The 23,776-nt window shown below is 68.3% G+C and carries 22 protein-coding genes; 16 read left to right on the top strand and 6 right to left on the bottom strand.

All coding sequences use genetic code 11. The features are described from left to right. Window positions 1-817 (bottom strand): MCP four helix bundle domain-containing protein (locus tag DBV10_RS03270; protein ID WP_124510608.1); only part of this gene is annotated, 817 nt, incomplete at its 3' end. 220 nt (window positions 818-1,037) lie between these two features. Further along, the gene (ppa, locus tag DBV10_RS03275) at window positions 1,038-1,574 is read right to left on the bottom strand and encodes an inorganic diphosphatase (RefSeq protein ID WP_124510610.1); all 537 of its coding nucleotides are present in this window, start codon (window positions 1,572-1,574) and stop codon (window positions 1,038-1,040) included. Between the two features lie 272 nt (window positions 1,575-1,846). On the opposite strand from ppa, the gene DBV10_RS03280 reads away from it, so the two are divergent. Beyond that, complete coding sequence (locus DBV10_RS03280; protein WP_124510612.1) at window positions 1,847-3,928, top strand: sodium-translocating pyrophosphatase; 2,082 nt, start codon at window positions 1,847-1,849, stop codon at window positions 3,926-3,928. Window positions 3,929-4,012: 84 nt separating this feature from the next. Next, window positions 4,013-6,394 carry a DUF1631 family protein gene (locus DBV10_RS03285; RefSeq protein ID WP_124510614.1) on the top strand — a complete coding sequence of 794 codons (2,382 nt, stop codon included), beginning with the start codon at window positions 4,013-4,015 and terminating at the stop codon, window positions 6,392-6,394. A 73-nt stretch (window positions 6,395-6,467) separates the two neighbouring features. On the opposite strand, the gene DBV10_RS03290 is transcribed toward DBV10_RS03285, so the two are convergent. Then, window positions 6,468-7,082: a TetR/AcrR family transcriptional regulator gene (locus tag DBV10_RS03290; RefSeq protein WP_124510616.1), complete on the bottom strand. Its 615-nt coding sequence runs from the start codon at window positions 7,080-7,082 to the stop codon at window positions 6,468-6,470. Window positions 7,083-7,236: 154 nt separating this feature from the next. On the opposite strand from DBV10_RS03290, the gene DBV10_RS03295 reads away from it, so the two are divergent. The 5 genes from DBV10_RS03295 to DBV10_RS03315 all read left to right on the top strand — a co-directional run bounded on the left by DBV10_RS03295 (window position 7,237) and on the right by DBV10_RS03315 (window position 13,178). Continuing rightward, window positions 7,237-8,058: a metal-dependent hydrolase gene (locus DBV10_RS03295; protein WP_124510618.1), complete on the top strand. Its 822-nt coding sequence runs from the start codon at window positions 7,237-7,239 to the stop codon at window positions 8,056-8,058. A gap of 134 nt (window positions 8,059-8,192) precedes the next feature. Next, window positions 8,193-9,626, top strand: coding sequence for a TolC family protein (locus DBV10_RS03300; protein WP_124510620.1), 1,434 nt, complete (start codon window positions 8,193-8,195; stop codon window positions 9,624-9,626). Window positions 9,627-9,809: 183 nt separating this feature from the next. Continuing rightward, window positions 9,810-10,790 (top strand): HlyD family secretion protein, encoded by a 981-nt coding sequence (locus DBV10_RS03305; RefSeq protein WP_124510622.1) that lies wholly within the window; start codon window positions 9,810-9,812, stop codon window positions 10,788-10,790. Window positions 10,791-10,846: 56 nt separating this feature from the next. Continuing rightward, window positions 10,847-12,031 (top strand): ABC transporter permease, encoded by a 1,185-nt coding sequence (locus DBV10_RS03310; protein WP_124510624.1) that lies wholly within the window; start codon window positions 10,847-10,849, stop codon window positions 12,029-12,031. A gap of 13 nt (window positions 12,032-12,044) precedes the next feature. After that, window positions 12,045-13,178, top strand: coding sequence for an ABC transporter permease (locus DBV10_RS03315; protein ID WP_124510626.1), 1,134 nt, complete (start codon window positions 12,045-12,047; stop codon window positions 13,176-13,178). Window positions 13,179-13,182: 4 nt separating this feature from the next. Here DBV10_RS03315 and DBV10_RS03320 read toward each other — a convergent pair whose 3' ends face one another. Further along, window positions 13,183-13,707, bottom strand: a complete 525-nt coding sequence (locus tag DBV10_RS03320) for a DUF962 domain-containing protein (protein WP_124510628.1) — start codon at window positions 13,705-13,707, stop codon at window positions 13,183-13,185. Between the two features lie 180 nt (window positions 13,708-13,887). Between DBV10_RS03320 and DBV10_RS03325 the strand changes: the two genes are divergently transcribed. The 4 genes from DBV10_RS03325 (at window position 13,888) to DBV10_RS03340 (ending at window position 17,641) form a co-directional block, all read left to right on the top strand. Then, a complete protein-coding gene (locus DBV10_RS03325) occupies window positions 13,888-14,592 on the top strand; it encodes a Crp/Fnr family transcriptional regulator (protein ID WP_124510630.1) in 705 nt (234 codons plus the stop codon). 105 nt (window positions 14,593-14,697) lie between these two features. Continuing rightward, window positions 14,698-16,131 (top strand): aldehyde dehydrogenase family protein, encoded by a 1,434-nt coding sequence (locus DBV10_RS03330; protein ID WP_124510632.1) that lies wholly within the window; start codon window positions 14,698-14,700, stop codon window positions 16,129-16,131. A gap of 89 nt (window positions 16,132-16,220) precedes the next feature. After that, a complete protein-coding gene (locus tag DBV10_RS03335; RefSeq protein WP_124510634.1) occupies window positions 16,221-16,829 on the top strand; it encodes a DUF2889 domain-containing protein in 609 nt (202 codons plus the stop codon). A gap of 50 nt (window positions 16,830-16,879) precedes the next feature. Continuing rightward, the gene (locus tag DBV10_RS03340; protein ID WP_124510636.1) at window positions 16,880-17,641 is read left to right on the top strand and encodes an SDR family oxidoreductase; all 762 of its coding nucleotides are present in this window, start codon (window positions 16,880-16,882) and stop codon (window positions 17,639-17,641) included. A 5-nt stretch (window positions 17,642-17,646) separates the two neighbouring features. Here DBV10_RS03340 and DBV10_RS03345 read toward each other — a convergent pair whose 3' ends face one another. After that, window positions 17,647-18,498, bottom strand: coding sequence for a type IV pili methyl-accepting chemotaxis transducer N-terminal domain-containing protein (locus tag DBV10_RS03345; RefSeq protein ID WP_124510638.1), 852 nt, complete (start codon window positions 18,496-18,498; stop codon window positions 17,647-17,649). A 189-nt stretch (window positions 18,499-18,687) separates the two neighbouring features. Here DBV10_RS03345 and moaA point away from each other — a divergent pair, with 189 nt between their 5' ends. The 5 genes from moaA to DBV10_RS03370 all read left to right on the top strand — a co-directional run bounded on the left by moaA (window position 18,688) and on the right by DBV10_RS03370 (window position 23,001). After that, entirely contained in the window at window positions 18,688-19,824 is a 1,137-nt protein-coding gene (gene moaA, locus DBV10_RS03350) for a GTP 3',8-cyclase MoaA (protein ID WP_124510640.1), read from the top strand. Window positions 19,825-19,992: 168 nt separating this feature from the next. Then, the gene (gene mobA / locus DBV10_RS03355) at window positions 19,993-20,631 is read left to right on the top strand and encodes a molybdenum cofactor guanylyltransferase MobA (RefSeq protein ID WP_124510642.1); all 639 of its coding nucleotides are present in this window, start codon (window positions 19,993-19,995) and stop codon (window positions 20,629-20,631) included. Between the two features lie 25 nt (window positions 20,632-20,656). Continuing rightward, on the top strand, window positions 20,657-21,256 hold the full coding sequence (locus DBV10_RS03360) for a GNAT family N-acetyltransferase (RefSeq protein WP_124510644.1): 600 nt from the start codon (window positions 20,657-20,659) through the stop codon (window positions 21,254-21,256). Window positions 21,257-21,303: 47 nt separating this feature from the next. Further along, on the top strand, window positions 21,304-22,668 hold the full coding sequence (locus tag DBV10_RS03365) for a molybdopterin molybdotransferase MoeA (protein WP_124510646.1): 1,365 nt from the start codon (window positions 21,304-21,306) through the stop codon (window positions 22,666-22,668). A 3-nt stretch (window positions 22,669-22,671) separates the two neighbouring features. Further along, window positions 22,672-23,001, top strand: coding sequence for a thioredoxin family protein (locus DBV10_RS03370; protein ID WP_124510648.1), 330 nt, complete (start codon window positions 22,672-22,674; stop codon window positions 22,999-23,001). Window positions 23,002-23,039: 38 nt separating this feature from the next. On the opposite strand, the gene DBV10_RS03375 is transcribed toward DBV10_RS03370, so the two are convergent. Next, window positions 23,040-23,723, bottom strand: a complete 684-nt coding sequence (locus tag DBV10_RS03375) for a phosphatase PAP2 family protein (protein ID WP_124510650.1) — start codon at window positions 23,721-23,723, stop codon at window positions 23,040-23,042. Window positions 23,724-23,776: the final 53 nt, after the last annotated feature.

Genomic DNA, 23,776 nt, shown 5'->3' on the forward strand with positions numbered 1-23,776 from the left:
CCGTGTTCACCAGGCTTTGGCGCATTTCGCCCAGTGCAGCGAGCAACTGGCCCATTTCGTCCTTGCCGCCGGGCGGCACGTCGGCGCTGAGGTCGCCCCCGGCAATCGCGCGGGCCGCCAGCACCGCATGGTGCGCGGGCCGGGTTACGGCGCGGGTGATGCCCACGCCCAGCAGCGCGGCCAGCACCACGCACAGGGCCAGCGTGCCCACCACCCAGATGCGGGCGGCGGTGAACACCTGCTGTGCTTCTTCGTTCGCCTTCAGGGCCGCGTCGGCGTTGATCTTTTGCAACTCGCCCAGGGTTTCGGCGGTGGCGACGAAATTGGCTTCGGATTCGCCCGCGTACAGCAAGCCCAGCGCATCGCTGGTGACATCGCGCGTTTCGGCGGTGCTGAAGTCCACCCCCTTGGCAATGTCCGTCAGCTTGGCCTGGGTCGCCACATAGGCCCCTTTGCGCTGCCGGTAGTTTTGGTAGGCCTCGCGCTCCTTGGGCATGTCGATGAGCTTTTCGTACACGGCTTCGATGCGATCCAGGTCCTTGTGGCGCAGGGCCACCTGCTCGGTAAACGCCTTGACCTCGGCCGCGCTGCGCGCGGTGACCATGCCCGCCTCGGCCCGGCGCATGCGGTTGAGCTGCACCCGCAGCTCGCCGGTTTGCGCCACGCTGGGCAGCAGGTTGGTGGCGATTTCCTCGGCATTGGCGTGGATGCGCGACATCTGCACCAGTGCGATGACACCGAGCAATGCGGTCAGCAGCACCACGGCCAAAAAGCCCGCCCCCAGCTTGGCACCGATGCGCAGATCTGAAATTTTCATGATGAATCACCCCCGGAAGTACATTGCAGCGGCCTACACGGCATGCGCCATGTAACCAAATGCAGTCTATCAGCGCAGGCCTCCACGCCATGCGGGCTTTTCCCCATCCACGCAACGGCCCACAACAAAAAAAGCACGCCGCCCCGAGGGGCGACGTGCTTTTTGCATACTTCTATTTTGATAGCGCATTGTGCTTCATGCACAAGCGCTTTCAGCCCTTTCAGGCTTGCGACTTCTGGTAGTTCGCGATGCCGTCCGTGATTTCCTTCTTGGCGGAGTCGATGCCTTCCCAACCCAGCACCTTGACCCACTTGCCCTTTTCCAGGTCCTTGTAGTGCTCGAAGAAGTGGGCGATGGCGTTGCGGCGCATGGCGTTCACGTCGTCGATGGACTTCCAGTGGTCGTACATGGGCAGGATCTTGGACGTGGGCACGGCAATCACCTTGCCATCCACACCGGCCTCGTCTTCCATCATCAGGATGCCCAGGGGGCGGCAAGTCACGACCACACCGGGGTGCAGGGGGTAGGGGGTGATCACCAGCACATCCACCGGGTCGCCGTCGCCCGACAGGGTCTGCGGAACGTAGCCGTAGTTCGTGGGGTAGTGCATGGCCGTGGTCATGAAACGGTCCACAAAAATGGCGCCCGACTCCTTGTCCACTTCGTACTTGATCGGGTCGGCGTTCATCGGGATTTCGATGACGACGTTGAAGCTGTCGGGAACGTTCTTGCCTGGGGGGACGTTGTTGAGGGACATGTCTTTGGATAGTGGTTTGTTAACGGTAACCCGCGATGCACCGGGCGCTGATGCAGCGCAACGAAGCGTCGGGATTAACCCTGATTTTAGGCGCACGCCCCTTTCTGCCCGCTTGCAAAACCCGGTTTGGCTGTAAATTGGGCCTGTTGGCCAATCGACTCCGCCCCCTTTCAAACGGTTCAGGAGCACGAGGAAGCAACGCAGCGGAAGCACCACCGACCTGCGTTGTGTTTCCTTCCGTGCAACTGAATGGACACTGAAAGGAGTGACGAATGGCTGGAACTACAGCGCTGACTGCCCCCCTGATACTGGCTCTGGTTTGCGGATTGATTGCGGTGGCCTACGGCATCTGGGCGCGGGGATGGATCCTCGCCCAAGACCCGGGCAATGCCCGCATGCAGGAAATCGCCGCAGCCATTCAGGCCGGTGCCGCTGCCTACCTCGCTCGCCAGTACAAGACCATCGCCATCGTCGGCGTGGTGCTGGCCGTTCTCATTGGCATTTTTCTCGATGGCACCACGGCGGTGGGCTTTGTGGTGGGCGCGGTGCTTTCCGGCGCCTGCGGTTTCATCGGCATGAACGTGTCGGTGCGCGCCAATGTGCGCACCGCGCAGGCCGCCACGCAGGGCATCGGCCCCGCGCTCGATGTGGCGTTCCGGGGCGGGGCCATCACCGGCATGCTGGTGGTGGGCCTGGGGCTTTTGGGCGTCACGGCGTTCTACTGGTTCCTGGCGGGCAACGGCAACCTCACGCCCAACGCCAATCTGGCCACGCTGCTCAACCCGCTGATCGGCTTTGCGTTTGGCTCGTCGCTGATCTCCATTTTTGCGCGCCTGGGCGGCGGCATCTTCACCAAGGGCGCTGACGTGGGCGCCGACCTGGTGGGCAAGGTGGAGGCGGGCATCCCCGAGGATGACCCGCGCAACCCCGCCGTGATCGCAGACAACGTGGGCGACAACGTGGGCGACTGCGCCGGCATGGCGGCCGACCTGTTCGAAACCTACGCGGTCACGCTGATCGCCACCATGGTGCTGGGCGCGCTGCTGGTGGCCACCGCCCCGGTCAACGCCGTGGTGTACCCGCTGGCGCTGGGGGCCGTGTCCATCATCGCGTCCATCATCGGCTGCTTCTTCGTGAAGGCCTCTCCGGGCATGAAGAACGTGATGCCTGCGCTGTACAAGGGGCTGGCGATTGCAGGGGGGCTGTCGCTCGTCGCCTTCTATTTCGTCACGCTGTGGATCATGCCCGACAACGCGGTGGCCGCTAGCGGCAGCCAGCTGCGGCTGTTCGGCGCCTGCGCCACGGGGCTGGTGCTCACCGCCGTGCTGGTATGGATCACCGAGTTCTATACCGGCACGCAGTATTCGCCCGTGCAGCACATCGCCCAGGCGTCCACCACCGGCCATGGCACCAACATCATTGCGGGCCTGGGGGTATCGATGCGTTCCACGGCCTGGCCCGTGGTGTTTGTGTGCACGGCCATCATCGTGGCCTATGGCCTGGCGGGCCTGTACGGGATTGCCGTGGCGGCCACGGCCATGCTGAGCATGGCGGGCATTGTGGTGGCGCTCGATGCCTATGGCCCCATCACCGACAACGCGGGCGGCATTGCCGAGATGGCCGAACTGCCCAGCAGCGTGCGCGACATCACCGACCCGCTGGACGCTGTGGGCAACACCACCAAGGCCGTGACCAAGGGCTACGCCATCGGTTCGGCCGGGCTGGCCTCGCTGGTGCTGTTTGCCGACTACACGCACAAGCTCGAAACCTATGGCAAGTCGATCAGCTTTGACCTGTCCGACCCGCTGGTCATCGTGGGCCTGTTCATCGGCGGCCTGATCCCCTACCTGTTTGGCGCCATGGCGATGGAGGCCGTGGGCCGCGCGGCCGGGGCCGTGGTGGTGGAGGTGCGCCGCCAGTTCAGCACCATCAAGGGCATCATGGACGGCACCGGCAAGCCCGAATACGGCAAGGCCGTGGACATGCTGACCACCGCCGCCATCAAGGAGATGGTGGTCCCCAGCCTGTTGCCCGTGATCGCGCCCCTGGTGGTGGGCCTGCTGCTGGGCCCCAAGGCGCTGGGCGGCCTGCTCATGGGCACCATCGTCACCGGGCTGTTCGTGGCCATCAGCATGTGCACCGGCGGCGGTGCCTGGGACAACGCCAAGAAGTACATCGAAGACGGCCACCACGGCGGCAAGGGCAGCGATGCGCACAAGGCGGCCGTGACCGGCGACACCGTGGGCGACCCCTACAAGGACACGGCGGGCCCCGCCATTAACCCGTTGATCAAGATCATCAACATCGTGGCGCTGCTGATCGTGCCGCTGGTGGTCAAATTCCACGGCGGGTAAAGCCCCCGAATAGAGGAATACCAGGGGGCCTCGGCCCCCTTTTTGCCGCGTACCATCGCGGGCACCGGTATCCCTTCAAAGAAGATGGCCTTGAAACACACCGCAACGTCTGCCCCCGCGACCCCCGGAAGCAATACCACGCAGTACCAGCGCATCGTCCAGGACGTGCTGACGGACTCAAGGCGCTTGATGGAGCGCATCGTCGAGGCCACGCGCATGTCGCTGCAGGCCCGCCTGGACCAGGCCCGCACCCCCGGCGAGCACCACGCCATGCTCGAAGCCCGGCAGCAGCTGGTGCGGCTCACCTCGGTGATGGGCGAGCGCTACCCCGACGCATTGCGCAAGGGGCTGGAGCAGGAAACCGTGCGCAAGGAGGAAAAGCCCACTCACTCCCTGTTCACCGTCCATTTCGACGACCTGGAGTTGATGGACGAAACGCAGATCAGCGACAGCGTGGAACGCGCCCGCGCCCGCCAGGTGCTGACCTCGGCCGTGGAAGGGCCGCTGGCCGACCTGGACGCCCTGGTGTGCGCGGCCCTGGGGCAGCCGCAGGTACGGCCCGAGCACAACCCGCTGCGGCCGGAAGTTTTCCTGCAGGCGCTGCAGGCCGTGGTGTCGCAGATGCAGGTCACCGAACAGGTGCGGCACGACTGGATCGGGCACATGGCCCAGGCGCTGGGCGGCGAGCTGCGCAGCCTCTACCTCACGCTGATCGACCAGCTCAAGCGCAGCGGCGTGCAGCCGGTGGGCTATGCCCTGCGCCAGGCCAACGGCAAATATGTGTACGTGGCGCCGACCGAAGACGGCATGGCCCCCGGCTTCGGCTTCGAGGCCGACCACGCCGTGCCAGTGACACCGACCGCGCCAGTCGCTCCCGCCGCACCAGCCACGCAGGCCGCGCCGCCGGCGCCAGTGCCCGCAGCCCACGCCGATCCACTGCTGACGCTCGACCGCCTGCGCCGCCTGCTGCTGGGCGAACTGGGCGAAAGCGCCGCACCGGACCCCGCGCCATCGCCCCGCGAAACCTTCGCCGAACGGTTCGCGCGCGAGTTCGAGAGCCCGCACCCGCTCCCCCGCATCGAGCCCCCCGCCCCGGACTTCGCCATGACCGTGCCCGCCGCCTTCGAGGCGCTGCAGGAGATGAACCAGGTCGGCCAGATGATGGAGCGCCTGGGCAGCAGCGCCGAGGGGAGCCTTTCAGCCCCGCCGCGCAAGCATGCCGGCGGGCTGGCGCAGGCCCTGAGCACGGAGGTGGTGGCGCTGATGGTGGACAACATCGCGCGCGACAGCCGGCTGCTGTGGCCCGTGCAGCAGTTCATCCGGGCCCTGGAGCCCGCGCTGATGCAGCTGGCCCTGACCGACCCCCGGTTCTTCAGCCACAAGGAGCACCCCGCGCGCCGCCTGCTGCAGGACATCACCGACCGCAGCCTGGCCTTCGACAGCACCGAAGCCCCCGGGTTCCAGAGCTTCATGCGGTCGCTGATGAACATCGCCGGCCCGCTGTCCTCGGACACCATCGAGGGCGCGGATGATTTCGAGCAGGTGCTGCTGCAGCTGCATGCAAAGTGGGCAGAGAAGGAGCAGGCGCGCAAACAGGAGCGCCTGCGCGCCATCGGAGCCCTGGAACACGCCGAGCGGCGCCACCTGCTGGCCGCCCAGATCTCGCGCGAGATCTGGCTGCTGCCAGACATCGGCAAGATGCCCGACGCCATCTCGCGCTTCCTGCTTGGCCCCTGGGCCCAGGTCATGGCCGAGGCGCGCCTGGCCGACACCACCAGCAGTGCAGACCCCGGCCGCTACCAGGAACTGGTGGAGGCGCTGATCTGGAGCGCGCAGCCCGAGTTGACCCGCAAGAACACGGGGCAGCTCGCGCGCCTGCTGCCCAAGCTGCTGGCCAAGCTGCGCGAAGGCCTGGCATCCATCGACTATCCCGCCGCCCGCACCGAAGCCGTCTTCGAGTTGCTGATGCAACTGCACCAGCAGGCCTTCAAACCCGGCCTCCGCGCCGCCCCGCGCGCCCCCACCCGCCCCGCCGGGCCCAAGGCACCGGCGATGCCGCAGCCCGCGCCCCTGGACGACGACGACCCCTGGGTTGCCCCGTCCGAAGCCAAGGAGTCCGGCTATGTGGAGTCATCGCAGGCCCCCGAATCCGTCCACCCGGAGCCCGCGCCAGCCCCCGCCGCCAACGATGCCCACGCCACGCCCCAACTGGCCATCGGCAGCTGGGTCAACCTGCTGGTGGCAGGCCAGTGGGAACGCACCCAGCTGTCCTGGATCGGATCGCACGGCAACCTGTTCCTCTTCACCAGCGCCTCCGGCCACACCCAGTCGATGACGCTGCGGCTGGTGGACCGCCTCATCCAGCAAGGCGCCATGCAGGTGCTCAACCAGCAGACCGTGGTGGAGGGCGCCCTGGACGCCGTGGCCCAGGCCGCCATGCGCAACAGTGTGGACAGCCGGATGTAAACGCTCCCAAATAAATAGCAGGTAGCGCTTCAACGACAGGCACCAGGGCCGCTTTCTCTACTTAGAGGCTGTTTTAAAACTCCGCCGAAATCGCCGCCCGCAGCAGCGCGGCCGCCGGTTCCACCAGCTCCTGCAGCTGCCCGGCCCGCTCCTGTTCGATGGACTGCAGCACCATCTCGTTGATGCCACCCACCACCGCCATCGCCATGGTGGGCTGCAGCGGTGTCTTGCGCAGGCGCTCGCCAGGGCGGTTGTTCACCACGTCCAGCATCAGGTCGGCCAGCTGCTGGTTGGCGCGCCGGCGGGCGGCCAGGCCGGGCGATCCCAGGCCCAGGATGTCGACGAACAGCGTGCGCAGCAACACCGGGTTGCGCGCCAGCACACCAAAGTAGGCGGCCATGGCCTGCTCCACCTGGGCCTCCCATTCGCTCGCCGGATCAATGGCGGCGCGCAACACGGCAATCGCATTGCCGCTGGCCGCCTCGTACAGCGCCGTGAGGCATTCGGCCTTGTCGGCAAAATTTTCGTAGAAGGTGCGGCGCGACACGCTGGCCTCGCGCACGATGTCGGCAATCGTGGTGTCGGCATAGCCCTTGGCGGCCACGGCGCGGGCCATGCCTTCGAGCAATCGGGCGCGGTGTTCAGTGCCTGGGGAGGGGGTTGTGCCGGGGGCGGAGACTTCATTCATGGGGCCGGGGCCTGCATCAGACATTCGAAATTCCAACAAGGTACTTGACAGTACCACAGTTGATCTGCATCATGCAAAACCAATCGGTACTCCAAAGTACCAACCCTCTCTGCACACCGCCGATGGGGCACAGCCCCGCGCCAGGAGATTTCTCATGACCGAACTTGTCGTCCGCCGATTGCTGATTGATCTGGAAACGCCTTTTGCGCGCCAGTGGTGCGGTGGCGATGCGTTTCGCACCGCCTTCTTCAATGCGCTGTCGATGAGTTTTCCGGTGGGGGAGCAGTTTTTCATCGATGCGGTGCGCGATGGCCACAAGGCGCTGCCCGCCGAGCAGCAGGCCCGCTTTGCCGACGAGGTGCGCGGCTTCATCGGCCAGGAGGCCACGCACCGCCGCATCCATGCGCTGTTCAACGGGCACCTTGAAAAACAGGGCCTCGTCAACGAGTGGGCCCCACGCGCGCAAGCCCGCATGGCCCTCTTTGCCAACGCCGACCCGCGCCACCCCCTGGCCGTGACGGCCGCCAACGAACACTTCACCGCCCTGCTGGCCGAATGGCTGCTGGCCCACCCCGAGGCCGTGCAGGGCGCCGAGCCCCGCCTGGCCACCATGTGGCAGTGGCACTGCGCGGAAGAAGCCGAGCACAAGAGCACGGCCTTCGATGTCTACCAGGCGCTGGGCGGCAACCACGACTGGCGCATCACCTGGTTCCGGCGCATCACGCTCGTCTTTCTGGGCGACGCATTGCGCCAGACGGTGCTGAACCTGCGCCGCGAAGGCATGCTCTGGAAATGGAGCACCTGGGCCAGCGCCGCCCGCACGCTGCTGGGCAAAGGGGGCCTGGTGCGCGAAAGCTGGAAGCCCTGGCGCGCGTACCTGCGGCGCGATTTCCATCCCACGCAGCATGGCAGCGACCTGTCGGCGCGCTGGCTGGCCGAACACAGCGACGCCTTCACCCCCGTGGGGGCACGCTGACGCCGTGCACATTCCTCCATCACCCCTTTGACCCGCCGGCCCCGTGCTGCTACAACCACTCCATCCATCTGCCTTGCACCGCGCAACCTGCCTTTGGCCCCCGGGGCAGGCGCTGACAACAACGAGCTGAACCCATGACCTTCACCCCACCGCACCGGCGCAAGAGCCGGGCAGGCGAAGCTTTGCTGTGCCTGATTGCCACCGCCCCCCTGGCACTTGCCGCCCTGCCCGCGCAGGCAGAGCCCATGGCGTTCGACGCGGCGCTGCAGCAGCTCGGCCAGCGTTCCGACCAGCTCGCGGCGTCCAAGAGCGCCGTTGAAAGCGCTCAGTTGCGCCGCGACGCGATGCAGCGCCTGGGTGGCCCGGTGGTCAACCTCACCGGCGCGGCCTATGCCTACAACGCCAACCTGGACGTGGACCTGAACCCGCTCAACCGCGTGTTGCCCGGCGTGCTGTCGCAGCTGCCGCCGCAGCTCGCCGCGCCGCTGGCACAGCTGCCGCACCTGCCGTCCTCCTACACACTCAACCGCAACAAGAGCGACACCACCTCCTCCGTGTCGGCCGTGTGGCCCCTCTACATGGGGGGCGCCAGCAACGCCGCGCGGGGCCTGCTGGATGCCATGACCCACGAGGCCGAGGCCGACGCCGCCAAGGTGGGCCACGAGGCCACCACGCTGCTGGTGCAGCGCTACTTTGGCGCCCAGCTCGCGGAGCGTGCGGCCGTGCTGCGCGAGGCCGCGCTGGCCACCATCGAGCAACACGATGCCGCCGCGCAGAAGATGCTTCATGCTGGCGTGATCGCCCGCGTCGAGCGCCTGCAGGCGCGCTCGGCGCTGGAGGAGGCGCGCCGCAACGCACGCAAGGCGCGCGACGATGCCGAGCTGGCCAGCACCGCGCTCACGCGCACGCTCAAGGCCAGCGACCGTGTCACGCCCACCAGCCCGCTGTTCGTGCTGGGCCAGCCGCTCGACCCCCTGCCCCAGTTCATCGACACCGCGCTCGCGCGCCATCCGGGCCTGTCCAAGGTGGCGGCCAAGAAGGAGCAGGCCACGCAGCTGCACGCCGCGCAGGAGGCACTGCGCAAGCCCCAGGTCTTCGCCTTCGGCCAGCGCCAGCTCAAGACCGGCAAGGACGCCGACTGGGTGGCCGGCGTGGGCGTGCGCTGGACCTTGTGGGACTCCATCGACCGCAACACCCTCGCCGAGTCGTCCAACCGCCAGATCGAGCAGGCCGAGCGCACCGGCGCGCAGGCGCAGAACGACATCGCCCTGCTCGTGGAAAAACGCTGGCTGGGCGTGGAGCAGGCACGCCGCCAGTTCCTGGCGCTCGCGCCCGGCCTGGAGCTGGCCGACGAGGTGCTGCGCCTGCGCACCTCGGGCCTCAAGGCCGGCACCAGCACCACGCTGGACCTGATCGACGCGCAGGTGAACCAGGCCAAGGCCCAGACCGAACGCGCCCAGGCCGCGCACGACTACGTGAAGGCACTGGCCGAGCTGCTGGAGAGCTGCGGCCTGTCGGAAGATTTCGGTAAATACATGGCGCGCGCCGACGTGATGAAAGTGGAGTGAAGTGACTTGGAACACCCCCCTGAGCCGCTTCGCGGCTTCCCCCCGCTCTCGCACTGCTTGCGCAATGCGGGCAGGGGGACGCAGCCAGCGCAGCGGGGCGGCCCTTGCGCGGCTGCCCGCGCTTTGGGCGCGCCAGTTGCATGCGTCCCAGCCACAGATGACTGAGAAGAGAGAACAAATACCATGAGCAGCAAGACAACCAAAACCGTTATCGCCGCAGCAGCCTTCGTGGCCGTGGCGGGATTCGTGGGCTTCGGCCTGTGGAAGGCCTCGCAGCCCGCGCCCGAGCTTTTCCAGGGCCAGATGGAGGCGCAGGAGGCCGACATCGCGCCCAAAGTCACCGCGCGCATCGCGCAGATCCTGGTGAAGGAAGGCGACCAGATCGCCGTGGGTGCGCCCCTGATTCGCATGGACAGCCCCGAGGTGAAGGCCAAGCTTGCCCAGGCCACCGCCGCGCAGGAGGCCGCCCAGGCCGTGGCCGCCAAGGCCGAAAGTGGCGCCCGCCCGCAAGAGGTGGAGATGGCCCGCCTGAACTGGCAGCGCGCCGTGGCCGCCGCCGACCTGGCCGATGCGTCATTCAAGCGCGTGGACGGCCTGGCGCGCGAGGGCCTGGTGGCCGCGCAGAAACGCGACGAGGCCGAGGCCAATTTCAAGGCATCGCGCGACCAGGCGCTGGCCGCCAAGGCCCAGTACGACCTGGCCCGCGCGGGTGCGCGCACCGAAGACCGCTCGGCCGCCCAGGCCCAGGCGCGCCAGGTGGCGGGCGTGGTGGCCGAGGTGCAAGCGGCCCAGGCCGAGACCGAACTCAAAAGCCCCGTGGCCGGCGAAGTGGCCAAGGTGCTGGCCCGCACCGGCGAGCTGTCGCCCCAGGGCGTGGCCGTGGTCACGGTGGTGGACCTCAAGGACCAGTGGGTGGTGCTGAACGTGCGCGAAGACCGCCTGCAGCGTTTTGCCATCGGCAATGAATTCGACGCCACGCTGCCGGCCCTGGGCAACAAGGCGGTGAAGTTCAAGGTCTACCACACCGGCGCTCTGCCCGACTTCGCCACCTGGCGCGCCACGCGCGCGGGCCAGGGCTTCGACGCCCGCACCTTCGAGGTGCGCGCGCGCCCCGCAGCCCCCATCGACGGCGCACGCCCCGGCATGACCGTGCTGGTGCAATGAACCCATATTTTGAATAAAAAGTGCCCCCAGCGCTTACCCATCAAGCGCTAGCAGCTATGAATTCAATAGTAAACAGCTTCCGCCGCGAAGCCCGCCGCCTGGCGGCCGACCCCTGGGACCTGGCCATGGTCACCTGGGTGCCGGTGCTGGGCGCGCTGGTGCTGTGGTGGATCTTCTCGGCCGGCCTGCCGCGCCACCTGGCCGTGGGCGTGGTCGACGAAGACCACTCCAGCCTGTCGCGCCAGCTGGTGCGCATGCTGGACGCCACGCCAGGCGTGCAGATCACGCAGCACTACACCAATGCCGCCGAGGCCGAGCGTGCGCTGCGCGCCGTGGAGGTCTATGCCGTGGTCACCATCCCGCGCGACTTTGCACGCACCGTGAAGGAGGGCCGCGCCGCCCAGGTCACGCTGCTGCACAACGCGCAGATGGGCACCCACTCGGGCCTGCTGCAGCGCGACGTGCGCACCGCCGTGGGCACACTGTCGGCGGGCATCGAGATGGCCGCGCGCAACAAACGCGGAGAAAGCGCCCAGGCGGTGCGCGTGAGCATGGAGCCCATCCACACGCAGATGGTGGCGCTGTTCAACGTGTCGAGCAACTACGAGCAGTTTCTGGGCGCGGCGCTCATCCCCGCGCTGCTGCACATCCTGGCCATGACGGCCGGCGCCTGGACGGTGGGCCGCGAGCTGCGCGACCGCAGCCTGGGCCAGTGGCTCGGAGACGCGCCGGGCGCGGGCGGCGTCCTCTCGACCGCCGGCGCCCTCCTGGGCAAGCTCGCGCTGCCCTGGGCCACGCTCACGCTCACCGGCCTGCTCGCGCTGGTGGGCATCACCTGGGGCCGGGGCTGGCACCCGCCGGGCAACCTGTGGTGGGTGGCGGGCGCTCTGGCGCTGCTGATGGCCGTGTCGCTCGCGGCGGGCGCGGCCTTGGCGGCCCTCACGCGCTCGCTGCGCACGGCGCTGTCGGGCGCGGGGTTTTTTGCGGCACCGGCGTTTGCGTTCAGCGGCGTGGCGTTCCCGCTGTCGGGCATGCCGGGCAGCGCCCGCGCCTGGGCCGAGGCCATGCCCTTCACGCACTACATCCGCCTGCAGATCGAGCAGCTGCAGATGGGCGCGCCGCTGGCCACCAGCGTGCCGACCATGGTGGGCCTGATCGCCGCCACCGCCGTGCTCTGGCTGGTGGCCACCGTGGGCCTGCGCCTGGCCGCCCGGCGCCCCGAAACCTGGGGAGGCCGCTGACATGGACACCCAAATGAACACCGCCCCCCGCAACCTGCTCCACGCCTGGCTGCTGGCCCTGGCCACCGTGGCGCGCGACAAGGGCGTGCTGCTGCTGCTCATCGGCGCGCCCGTGCTCTACGGCTTTTTCTACCCCTGGTTCTATACCGACGAAGTGCTCACCCGCGTGCCCGTGGCCGTGGTGGACATGGACCACACCAGCCTGTCGCGCCAGATCACGCGTTTTGCCGACGCCGACCCGCGCATCGAGGTGCGGCTGGTCACCGGCAGCGAACGCGAGGCCCAGCAGGCCCTGTGGCGCGGCGAGATCGAGGGCTACGCGGTGATCCCCGCCAACCTCAAGCGCAGCGTGGTGCGCGGCGAGAACGCAGTGGTCAGCATCGAGGCCAACGGCGCCTACGCGCTGCTCAACAAGGCCGTGCAGTACGGTTTTGCCGAGGCCGTGGGCACAGTGTCGGCCGGCGTCGAGATCCGCAGGCTGCAGGCCAGCGGCCAAAGCGCCCAGCAGGCCCGCGCCAGCCGCGCCCCGGTGCAGCTGCAGATGGTGGCGCTGTTCAACCCCATCGAAGGCTACGGCAGCTTCGTCGTGCCCGCCGTGGCGCTTTTGATCCTGCAGCAGACCCTGCTCATGGGCGCGGCCCTGCTCGCTGGCACCTGGGTGGAAAGCGGCGCGCACCGCGCCGGCGCCACCACCTGGCTGGGCCGCCTGCTCGCGCTGTGCACCCTGGGCTGGGCCAGCGGGCTGTTCTACTTTGGCTGGATCTTTGTGCTGCACGACTACCCGCGCGGCGGCAACCCGCTGGGTGCGCTGGCCCTGCTGGCCTGCTACGTGCCCGCCATCGCGGCGCTGGGTTCGCTGCTGGGGCTGTGGTTCGGCAACCGCGAGCGCGCGCTGCAGGTGCTGCTGTTCACCACGCTGCCCATCGCCTTCGTGGCCGGCTTCTCCTGGCCCGTGGAGGCCCTGCCCGAACCGCTGCAATGGCTGCGCTGGCTGCTGCCCAGCACCTCGGGCGTGCAGGCCTCGCTGCGGCTCAACCAGCTGGGCGCGCCTTTGGTGGCAGCGTTGCCCTACCTGTGCACGCTGGTGGCCCTGGGCGCCGTGTGCACGGCGGCGGTGTTGTGGAAGGCCCGCCCCCGGCAAGCGTAAGGTGTCAGGCTGCCGCCCGCCCCGTGCGCAGGCGCACCGGGCCGCTGCGCTGCTCCACGGCGGCCTGCACTTCCTTGCGCAGGCCCAGCGCGAACGCCCACTCGGCCACCACGAACAGCGGGCCGACGATCAGGCCCATGAGGTCGTCCACAAACGCAGGCTTGCGGCCTTCGTAGTAGTGGCCCACGAACTGGATCACCCAGCCCACCGCGAACAGCCCGATACCCGTGGCCAGCCACACCGCCAGGCTCTGCACGGCCACCCACTGCGCCAGGGCCAGCATGGCAGCCAGCAGCGTGGCCATGGCCAGGCCAAAACGCATGTCCAGGCGGACGTAGAAGATGCTACTGGCCAGCGCGCACAGCAGCGCGGGCGTCACCGGCAGATCGCCCACCATCCAGGCGGGGCGCGACAGCAGCACGACCACCGCGAACATGATCATCGGCACGCCCACAAAATGGGTGTGGATGTTGCGCGGGTCGCGGTGGTAGTCGGCGTACTGCGCCAGGTGGTCGATCAGGGTTTTCATGGGTGTCTCCGGCCATTGTTTTGAGCAGCATCAACACTCGCCCCGCAGTCGCGCCAGCGTCTGTCGTGCACACGACAAAAAGGCACACTCCCACGGCTTCGCCCCCTCTGCCTCGCGCCCCCTCTGCCTCGCGCCCTCTCCGCCTCGCGCCCTCTCCGCCTCGCGCCCTATCCGCACCGCATGACCGACCCCGCCGCCTTTCTGCCCGTCCTCCAGTCCGGCCGCTGGTTTGCCCACCTGCCCCCCGACTTCGCCCAGCCCCTGATCGCCATGGCCCACCTGCGCCAGATGCAGGCGGGCGAAGTGCTCTTTCTGCGCGGCGACGCCCCCTGCGGGCTGTATGCGGTGGTGCGCGGCGCGATCAGCATCTCGGGCACCGGCGGGCGGGCGCACGAGGCGCGTTCGGCGCTGCTCACGCGGCTGGAGCCGCCCAACTGGTTTGGCGAGATCTCGGTGTTCGACGACTCGGCCCGCACGCACGACGCCCATGCCGCCGAGGCCAGCACCCTGCTGCAGGTGCCGCACGAGCGGCTGCAGGCCTGGCTGCAGGCCCACCCCGGGCACTGGCATGCGCTGGCCCTGCTGCTCACCGACAAGCTGCGCACCGCCTTTGTGGCCATGGAAGAACTGGCCCTGCTGCCCGCGCCGCAGCGCCTGGCACGCCGCCTGGTCGCCATGGCCGAAGGCTACGGCCAGTGGAACGCCGAAGGCCAGTCGCGCCGCGTGATCGGCATCTCGCAGGAGCAGCTGTCGCTGATGCTCGCCATCTCGCGCCAGACCACCAACCAGATCCTCAAGGACCTGGAGGCGCGCCACCTGGTGCGCGTGCAGCGCGGTGAGGTGGAAATCCTGGATCTAGCCGGTCTGCGCGTGGCCTGCTCCTGAAACCGCTACTAAAGATATAGCTGCGTGCGCTCAATGGCAAAGCGTTGGCGTTGCATTTCACATAAATACTAAGCACACATTCCATTTCCGGGCAAAATGGCGGGCATGCAACTGAACTACATCGCCAACGCCTCTGTTCCGTCCGCTTCGGGCCGCACGATCCCGGTGATCGACCCGTCCGACGGCCAGCCCTTCGACGAGATCCAGCGCAGCAATGCCGACGACATCGACGCGGCGGTGCATGCGGCACGCCAGTGCTACAACGCCGTGTGGCAGAAGCTGGCGCCGGTGGAACGCGGCCGGCTGCTGCAAAAGCTCTCGGCCAAGATCCTGGAGCATTCCGACGAGCTCACGGCGCTGGAGCAGCGCGACTGCGGCAAGCCCACCAAACAGGCACGGGCCGATGCGATTGCGCTGGCGCGCTACTTCGAGTTCTATGCCGGGGCCTGCGACAAGTTCCACGGCGAGACCATTCCCTACCCCGATGGCTACAGCGTGCTCACCTGGCGCGAGCCGCACGGCGTGACGGGCCACGTGATCCCCTGGAACTACCCCATGCAGATCTTCGGCCGCAGCGTGGGCGGCGCGCTGGCGGCGGGCAACGTGTGCGTTGTGAAGCCGGCGGAGGACGCCTGCCTGTCGCTGATCCGCGTGGCGCAGCTCGCGGCCGAGGTGGGCTTCCCCCCGGGTGCGCTCAACATCGTCACCGGCTACGGCCATGAGGTGGGCGACGCGCTGGCGCGCCACCCCGGCATCGACCACATCAGCTTCACCGGCAGCCCCAAGATCGGCACGCTGATCCAGCAGGTGGCCGCCGAGCGCCACTGCCCCGTGACGCTGGAGCTGGGCGGCAAGAGCCCGCAGATCATCTTTGCCGACGCCGACCTGGATGCGGCCATCCCCGTGGTCATCAACGCCATCGTGCAGAACGCCGGGCAGACCTGCTCGGCGGGCTCGCGCGTGCTGATCGACTCGCTGATTTACGAACCCTTGCTGGAGCGGCTGGGCAAGGCCTTCGAGGCGCTTCGCGTGGGCCCCGCCGCCATGGACCTGGACGTGGGCCCGCTGATCCGCCAGACGCAGCAGCAGCGCGTGTGGGATTTCCTGTCGGACGCCCAGGTGGCGGGCATCCCCATGGTGGGCCAGGGCGTGGTGGTGGACGAAGCCCCCGAGACCGGCTACTACCAGGCCCCCACGCTGTTGCGCGACGTGCCGGTGGGCCACCGCCTGGCGCAGGAAGAAGTGTTTGGGCCCGTGCTGTGCGCCATGGCCTTTCAGGACGAAGACCACGCCGTGGAGCTGGCCAACGCCACGCAGTTCGGCCTGGTGGCCGGCATCTGGACACGCGACGGCGCGCGCCAGTTCCGCATGGCCAAGCGGGTGCACAGCGGCCAGGTGTTCATCAACAACTACGGCGCTGCAGGCGGTGTGGAGCTGCCGTTTGGCGGCGTCAAATCCAGCGGCTATGGGCGCGAGAAGGGCTTGGAGGCGCTGTACGGCTTCACCACGCTCAAAACGGTGGCCATCAAGTACGGTTGAGGCGCCGCAGGGTGTCCCGCCTGCGCACGACGGCGCGGGTGGGCCCCGCTAACCTCCGCCTCTTCTGTACGACGCCTTTTCTTTTTGCCATGCCCCTGAGCCCTCCCGCCCCCCGCACCCTCAAGCATGTCCGCCGGGTGAACTACCAGGGCTTTGAACGCGATGATGGCCTGTGGGACATCGAGGGCGAGCTGCACGACAGCAAAGCCTACGACGCGCCCGCGTTCCGCGACCGCGCCTCGGTGCGCCGCGCGGGCGAGCCCATCCACCACCTGTGGCTGCGCGTGACGGTGGACCGCCAGCTCGTGGTGCAGGCCATCGACGTGGCCATGGACACCCACCCGCTCCAGGGCTGCCAGGAGGCCCAGCCCGCACTGCAGCAGATGGTGGGCTGCAGCATGGCGCGCGGCTGGCGCCAGGCCATCCAGAAGCACCTGGGCGGCGTGGCCAGCTGCACCCACCTGCGCGAGCTGCTGTTCAACCTGGCCACCGCCGCGTTCCAGTCGGTGCCTGCGGTGTTTGCATCCACCACCCCCGACGAGCCGCCGCGCCACCTGGGCCAGTGCACGGGCTGGGACTTCAATGGCAACGGCGTGAAGGAGTACTTCCCGCAGTTCTACGGCCGGGTGCCTGCACCACGGCCTACCGCGATGACCCCGGCCACCGAAACTTCAGACAAATCCCCCTCTAGCGCTTGATGGGCAAGCGCTAGCAGCTATCAATTTTGAATATCCACAGGAGAACCTCCATGCGCGTGCTGAACAAATCCATCATCGTCACCGGCGCCGGCAACGGCATTGGCGAGGGCATCGCCAAGCGCCTGGCCGCCGAGGGCGGCAAGGTCATCGTGAACGACATCAACGAAACGGGCGGCCAGCGCGTGGTGGCCGAGATCACCGCCGCAGGCGGCACCGCCGCCTTTGTGAAGGCCGACGTGACGAACTCAGCCGAGGTGAAGGCCCTGGTCGCCGAAACGGTGCGCCTGTACGGCCGCCTGGACGTGGTGGTCAACAACGCCGGCTGGACGCACCGCAACCGCCCCATGCTGGAGGTGAGCGAGGAAGACTTTGACAAGGTCTATGCCATCAACATGAAGAGCATTTACCTGTCGGCCATCCACGCCGTGCCCGAGCTGCGCAAGGCCGGTGGCGGCAGCATCATCAACATCGCCTCCACCGCCGGGCTGCGCCCGCGCCCGGGCCTGACCTGGTACAACGGCTCCAAGGGTGCCGTCATCATCACCAGCAAGTCCATGGCGGCCGAGCTGGGCCCCGACAACATCCGCGTGAACTGCATCAACCCCGTGTTCAACCCCGACACGGGCCTGGCCGCCGAGTTTGCGGGCGGCCCGGTGGACGAAGCCCGCCGCGCCAAGTTTTTGGCCACCATCCCGCTGGGCCGCTTCTCCACGGCGCTGGATGTGGCCAATGCCGCGCTCTACCTGGCCAGCGACGAAGGCGCGTTCATCAGCGGCGTGTGCATCGAGGTGGACGGCGCGCGCTGCGTCTAGGCCTTTTAGCCCAGCACGTCGCGCAGGGCGCTTTCGTACAGCTGGGTGAGCTTGTCCATCACGCCCAGCAAGCGTTCGCTGGTGGTTGCCACGGCGTTGAGCCCCGCATCATCGGCCGGGCGGCGCAGCGCCGATTCAAAGAACAGCCACTGCGAATCGGCCAGCTCCAGCTCGTTGCGGATGGCGGAGGTGGACACTGGCGCGGCCTTGAGCGTCTGCAGCGCCTGGCGGAAGTCGGCGGCGTCGGACGCCAGCTGCGCCTGCACCACCCTGGATTCCACCTTGGCCGCGTTCAAGAAATAGTTCTTGGCCAGGCGCTGCGACAGCATGCGCTGGCGGCCGGCCAGGTTCACCAGGCGTGCGCTGGGCGCCTGCGCCAGCTTCTCGATGGACTCGGTCACGGCCTGGGCGACCAGCAAGGTGCGGTCGGCCTGCTCCGAGGCCGCCACCACCAGCGCGGTCTGGGTGGCCGGCGCTGCGGTCAGCTGGTTGAGCAGGGCAAACTGCTTTTGCACTTCTTCAAGTTGCCGCCCCACATCGGCCGGCCAGCGCCCCGACTGCAGGCCCCGGGCCAGCTCGCTGTTGCCGGACTGCACCATCTTGCGCGCCAGCCCCAGCACATCCACCGCCGCGCCGGGCAGCACCTGCAGGTACTGCTGGCAATAGGCCTTGGCCATGCGCTGCGACAGCGCCCGGAACCAGCCCGCATAGTTGATGGCGCCCGACAGCCCCATCTGCGCCTGGGCCCCGGTCGCCCACGTGGCCCAGGTGGGCAACAGCACCCCCGCCGCCACCCACTGCACAGCCGCCCGGCGCTGGCATGGCATGGCATCGGCTACAAATTCGCGCGTCAACATGGAAATCCCCTCACTGTGAGACAGATCAAATAGATCAGGTCCCGCATTGTTGCAATGCAGCATTCAGGCACCCTGCGCCATATCAAAGGTCTGTCACAGGGCCTGCCGCCCCGGTAAAACTTGACCGCGATCAACTCCGCTTTCAAGGGCATGGCCCCTTTGGCGGGGGGCATGCGGCAAAATCACGCCATGGCCGAACGTGTGATTCCTCTGGTGGACCAACGCATCGCTGCACTGGCGGCGCGGGTGCCCGCGCATGCCGCGGCCCCCACGGGCCTGCTCACCGACACCCTGGGCCGCCCGCTGCGCGATTTGCGCATCAGCGTGACGGACCGCTGCAACTTCCGCTGCAACTACTGCATGCCCAAGGAAGTCTTCGACAAGGACTACCCCTACCTGCCCCACGGCGCGCTGCTGAGTTTTGAAGAAATCACGCGGCTGGCGCGGCTCTTTCTGGCCCACGGCGTGCGCAAGATCCGCCTCACGGGCGGCGAGCCCCTGCTGCGCAAGAACCTGGAAGAACTCGTGGCGCAACTGGCCGCGCTGCGCACGGTGGACGGCCTCCCGCCCGACCTCACGCTCACCACCAACGGTTCGCTGCTTGCGCGCAAGGCCCGGGCCCTGAAGGACGCGGGCCTGAACCGCGTGACCGTGAGCCTGGACGGCCTGGACGACGCCGTCTTCCGCCGCATGAACGATGTGGACTTTCCGGTGGCCGATGTGCTGGCCGGCATCGAGGCGGCGCACACGGCCGGGCTGTCGCAGATCAAGGTCAACATGGTGGTCAAGCGCGGCACCAACGACCACGAAATTTTGCCCATGGCGCGCCACTTTCGCGGCACGGGCACCACGCTGCGCTTCATCGAATACATGGACGTGGGCGCCACCAATGGCTGGCGCATGGACGAGGTGCTGCCCTCGGCCGAACTCATCGAGCGCCTGCGCGCCGAGCTGCCCCTGGTGCAGCTCGACCCGAGCAGCCCCGGCGAGACCGCCGAGCGCTGGGGCTATGCCAATGCTCAAGGCCAATACGACCCCGCCCTGGGCGAAGTGGGCGTGATCAGCAGCGTGACCCAGGCCTTCTGCCACGACTGCAACCGCGCCCGCCTGTCCACCGAAGGCAAGCTCTACCTGTGCCTGTTTGCCACCCAGGGCTACGACCTGCGCACCCTGCTGCGCGGGGGCGCCAGCGACGAAGCCATGGCCTCGGCCATCGCGCCCATCTGGCAGCAACGCAGCGACCGCTATTCCGAGCTGCGCAGCAGCCTGCCGGCAGACTCATCACGCGGAGCACGCCGGGTGGAGATGAGCTACATCGGCGGATGAGATGAAGCACCCCCTGAGTCGCCTGCGGCGCCTTCCCCCTCTCTCGCTGCGCGGGAGGGGAACGCACCCAGTGGCCTGGCAAAGCCAGTTCCACGGGTGCACTGGCCTTGGCCGCGTCGGCTCCAAGACCACAGGAAGCGCCAGTCGGCGTTCCGTTAAAGACCACAAATGATTGAAACCCAAGACATCACCGGCCTGGTCCTCGCCGGTGGCCGGGGCTCCCGCATGGGCGGGGTCGACAAAGGCCTGCAGAATTTTCGCGGCCTGCCGCTGGCGCTGCACACGCTGATGCGGCTGCAGATGCAGACCGGCAACGTGATGCTCAACGCCAACCGCAACCTGGCCGCCTACGAGGCCTTTGGCGCGCCGGTGTGGCCCGATGTGCTGGCCGACTACGCAGGCCCGCTGGCGGGCTTTCTGACCGGGCTGGAGCGCTGCGAAACGCCCTGGCTGCTGACGGTGCCCTGCGACACCCCGCTCTTCCCGCTGGACCTGGCCGCGCGCCTGGCCGCTGCAGCCGATGCACAAGGCGCCGAGATCGCCATGGCGGCGGCGCCCGAGCAGGATGGCGAGGGCCGCACCCAGGTGCGCCCGCAGCCCGTGTTCTGCCTGCTGCGCGTGGAGCTGCTCGAAAGCCTGGTCGCCTTCACCCAGGCCGGGGGTCGCAAGATCGACGCCTGGACGGCACAGCACCGCTGCGCCATCGTGCCGTTCGACCAGCCGGGCGACGAGCGCGAGGCCTTCTTCAATGCCAACACGCTGGCCGAGCTGCATGCGCTGGAAAGCGCCAACCCACCCCAGCCCTGACCGCCGCTGGCCCGCACCCACCTCCATGACAGAGCCCCTGCCGCCCGCCACCGCCTTTGCAGCCGCTGCGGCCGCCGCCAACGCCATCCATATCCGTCCCCTGGTGGCCGCCGATGCCGTGGCCTACAAGGCCCTGCGCGACGAGGCACTGCGCACCGCGCCGGACGCGTTCACCTCGGACTACGCCGCGTCGGTGGGCCGCCCGGCCAAGGAATACGCGGTGCGCTTCGGCCCGCTGGAGTCGGGCGTGTTCTTTCTGGGCGCCTTCAATGCCGCCGGCCAGCTGCTGGGCTGCGTGGGCTGTGAACGCGAGCAGCGCACCAAGCAGCGCCACTGCGCCACCGTGGTGGGCATGATGGTGGCGCCCACCGCGCAGCGCCGGGGCATCGGCCAACAGCTGGTGGCCGCCTGCGTGCAGGCAGCGCGCAACGTGCCGGGCCTCACGCAATTGGTGCTCACGGTGACGGCCTCCAACACCCATGTGGTGCGGCTGTACGAGCAGGCCGGCTTCAGCGCCTGGGGCCTGCTGCCACGCGCGGTGGTGGTGGACAACGTGGCCTATGACAAGCTGCACATGCTGCTTGTGCTCACCCCCGACCCTTTTCCTGCCTGCCGCTCCAAGTGACTGACAAAGCACTTGCTGCGCGGCAAACCTGACTGTTGTTGCCCCCCATGAAGACCATTGCCCAGATCGCCGCTGAACTGCAGGGCTACGACCCCCAGGCCCTGAAAGCCGCCGACGTCAACGCGTTCCTGGACCGCCTGGTCGAGCCCGTGGCCGAGACCGAAGAACTGCCCCTCTTCGGCGCCCTGGGCCGCGTGCTGGCCCGCGATGTGGTCTCGCCCCTCAGCGTGCCGCCGCACGACAACTCGGCCATGGACGGCTATGCGTTCGCGGGCGCACAACTGGCCAAGGGCCAGCCCCTCACGCTGCGCGTGGTGGGCACGGCGCTGGCCGGCAAGGCCTGGGTGGGCCGCGTGGCAGCGGGCGAGTGCGTGAAGATCATGACCGGCGCCATCATGCCCACGGGCCTCGACACCGTGGTGCCGCAAGAGTTCACCACCGCAGGCGACGGTGAGCACATCACCATCGCGGCCGATGTGCTGCAGCCGGGCGACAACCGCCGCTTCAAGGGCGAAGACCTGATGCAGGGCGGCGTGGCCCTGGCGCGCGGCGAACTGCTGACCCCCGCCGCACTGGGCCTGGTGGCCAGCCTGGGCCTGCCCACCGTGACCGTGGCGCGCCGCCTGCGCGTGGCGTATTTCTCGACCGGCGACGAGATCCTGAGCCTGGGCGAGGCGCCCCGCGAAGGCGCCGTGTACGACAGCAACCGCTACACCGTGTTTGGCCTGCTCACGCGCCTGGGCGTGGAGGTGATCGACCTGGGCGTGGTGCGCGACGAGCCCGCACTGCTCGAAGCCGCCTTTCGCCAGGCGGCGCAGCAGGCCGACGCCATCATCACCAGCGGCGGCGTGAGCGTGGGCGAGGCCGACCACACCCGCACCATGATGAAGAAGCTGGGCGACGTGGCCTTCTGGCGCATTGCCATGCGCCCGGGCCGCCCCATGGCTGTGGGGCGCATCGCGGCCACAGAATCACAAGAAAAAACAGGCTCTAGCGCTTATCCAGAAAGCGCCAGCAGCTATCAAAATGATATTGATCCAGCACCGTCAGCGCGCAGTGGCGCCGTGCTGTTCGGCCTGCCCGGCAACCCCGTGGCGGTGATGGTGACCTTCCTGGCCTTCGTGCACCCTGCGCTGCTGCGCATGATGGGCAGCCGCCGCGCCGCGCCCCCGCTGCTGCGCGCCCGGTGCACCGAGCCCCTGCGCAAGAAGCCCGGCCGCACCGAATACCAGCGCGGCCTGGTCACCACCGCCGCAGACGGCACGCTGCAAGTGCGCACCACCGGCAACCAGGGCTCGGGCGTGCTCAGCTCCATGGTGCAGGCCAACGGCCTCATCGTGCTGCACCATGGCCAGGGCAACGTGGCCGTGGGCGACATGGTGGATGTGATGGTCTTCGACGGTGTGATCTGACCCATGCCCTACGCAGCCCAACACCTCGCCGCCGCCCCCACCCGCGCTGACGTGGACCGCCTGCCTGGCGCCACCGTCATTGAATTCGGCACGCCTTGGTGCGGGCACTGCCAGCGCGCCCAGCCCCTGATCGAGGCCGTCTTGAAAGACCGTGCCGGGGTGGCCCATGTCAAGGTCGAGGATGGCCCCGGCCAGCGCCTGGGCCGCAGCTTTGGCGTGAAGCTCTGGCCGACCCTGGTGTTCCTGAAGGATGGGCAGGAGATGGCACGGCTGGTGCGCCCGCAAGGCAGCGGCGAATTGGAACAAGCCCTGCAGCAGTTGCCCGGCGCCTGATCGCCGCCTGGCGACGGCACTGCGGCTGCACCGCGCCGTCAGCGAAGCCGCCGGTAGTGCCGCTCGGCGGGGGCGGAGGGTGCCCACCGCGCCAGGCCATCCGTCGCCGGCGGTGCGGGCACCACATGCCGCGCCAGCCCACCGCACAGCAAACCACACAGGTAGCCCGCCAGCACATCGGCCGGAAAGTGCACCCCCACGCCCACGCGCGACACCCCCACCCAGGCCAAGCCCAGCACCAGCAAGGCCCGCCATGCCCCGTGCCAGCGCACCTGCGCCGTGGGCCAGAACACCACAGCCACCAGCATGGCAAACGTGGCATGGCCGCTGGGAAAGCTGTGCAGGGATTCCGGCTCCATCAGGCGGTGCACGCTGCCTTCGGGCAGCACCATGAAAGGCCGGGGCATGTCGAAGCCCCATTTGAGCAGCGACACCAGCACCGCCGCCAGGCCATAGGCCAGGCCAAACACCAGCAACCACCGCCCCACCGCATGCCGGTGGGGCAGCCAGGCCGCCTGGTGCCGCTGCGGCGCCCACCGGTGCCAGGCCTGCACACCCAGCAGGCCAGCAAAAATCCACGCGGCGTTGAAAAAGCTGCCCAGCCGGCTGCCAAGCACCATGGCGGCATCCCAGCCAGGGGCGTGCAGGCCGTTGAGCCAATAGAACATCTGCAGGTTCACACCGAACCAGTCGTACAGGAAAGAAGAAGCACCAGGCGTCATGGCCGTTGAAGAGAGAAAGGGGGGAAAGATGGGGAATGTAGAAGCAGCGGCGA

This window comes from Acidovorax sp. FJL06 (assembly GCF_003852545.1).
Lineage (GTDB): Bacteria > Pseudomonadota > Gammaproteobacteria > Burkholderiales > Burkholderiaceae_C > Acidovorax.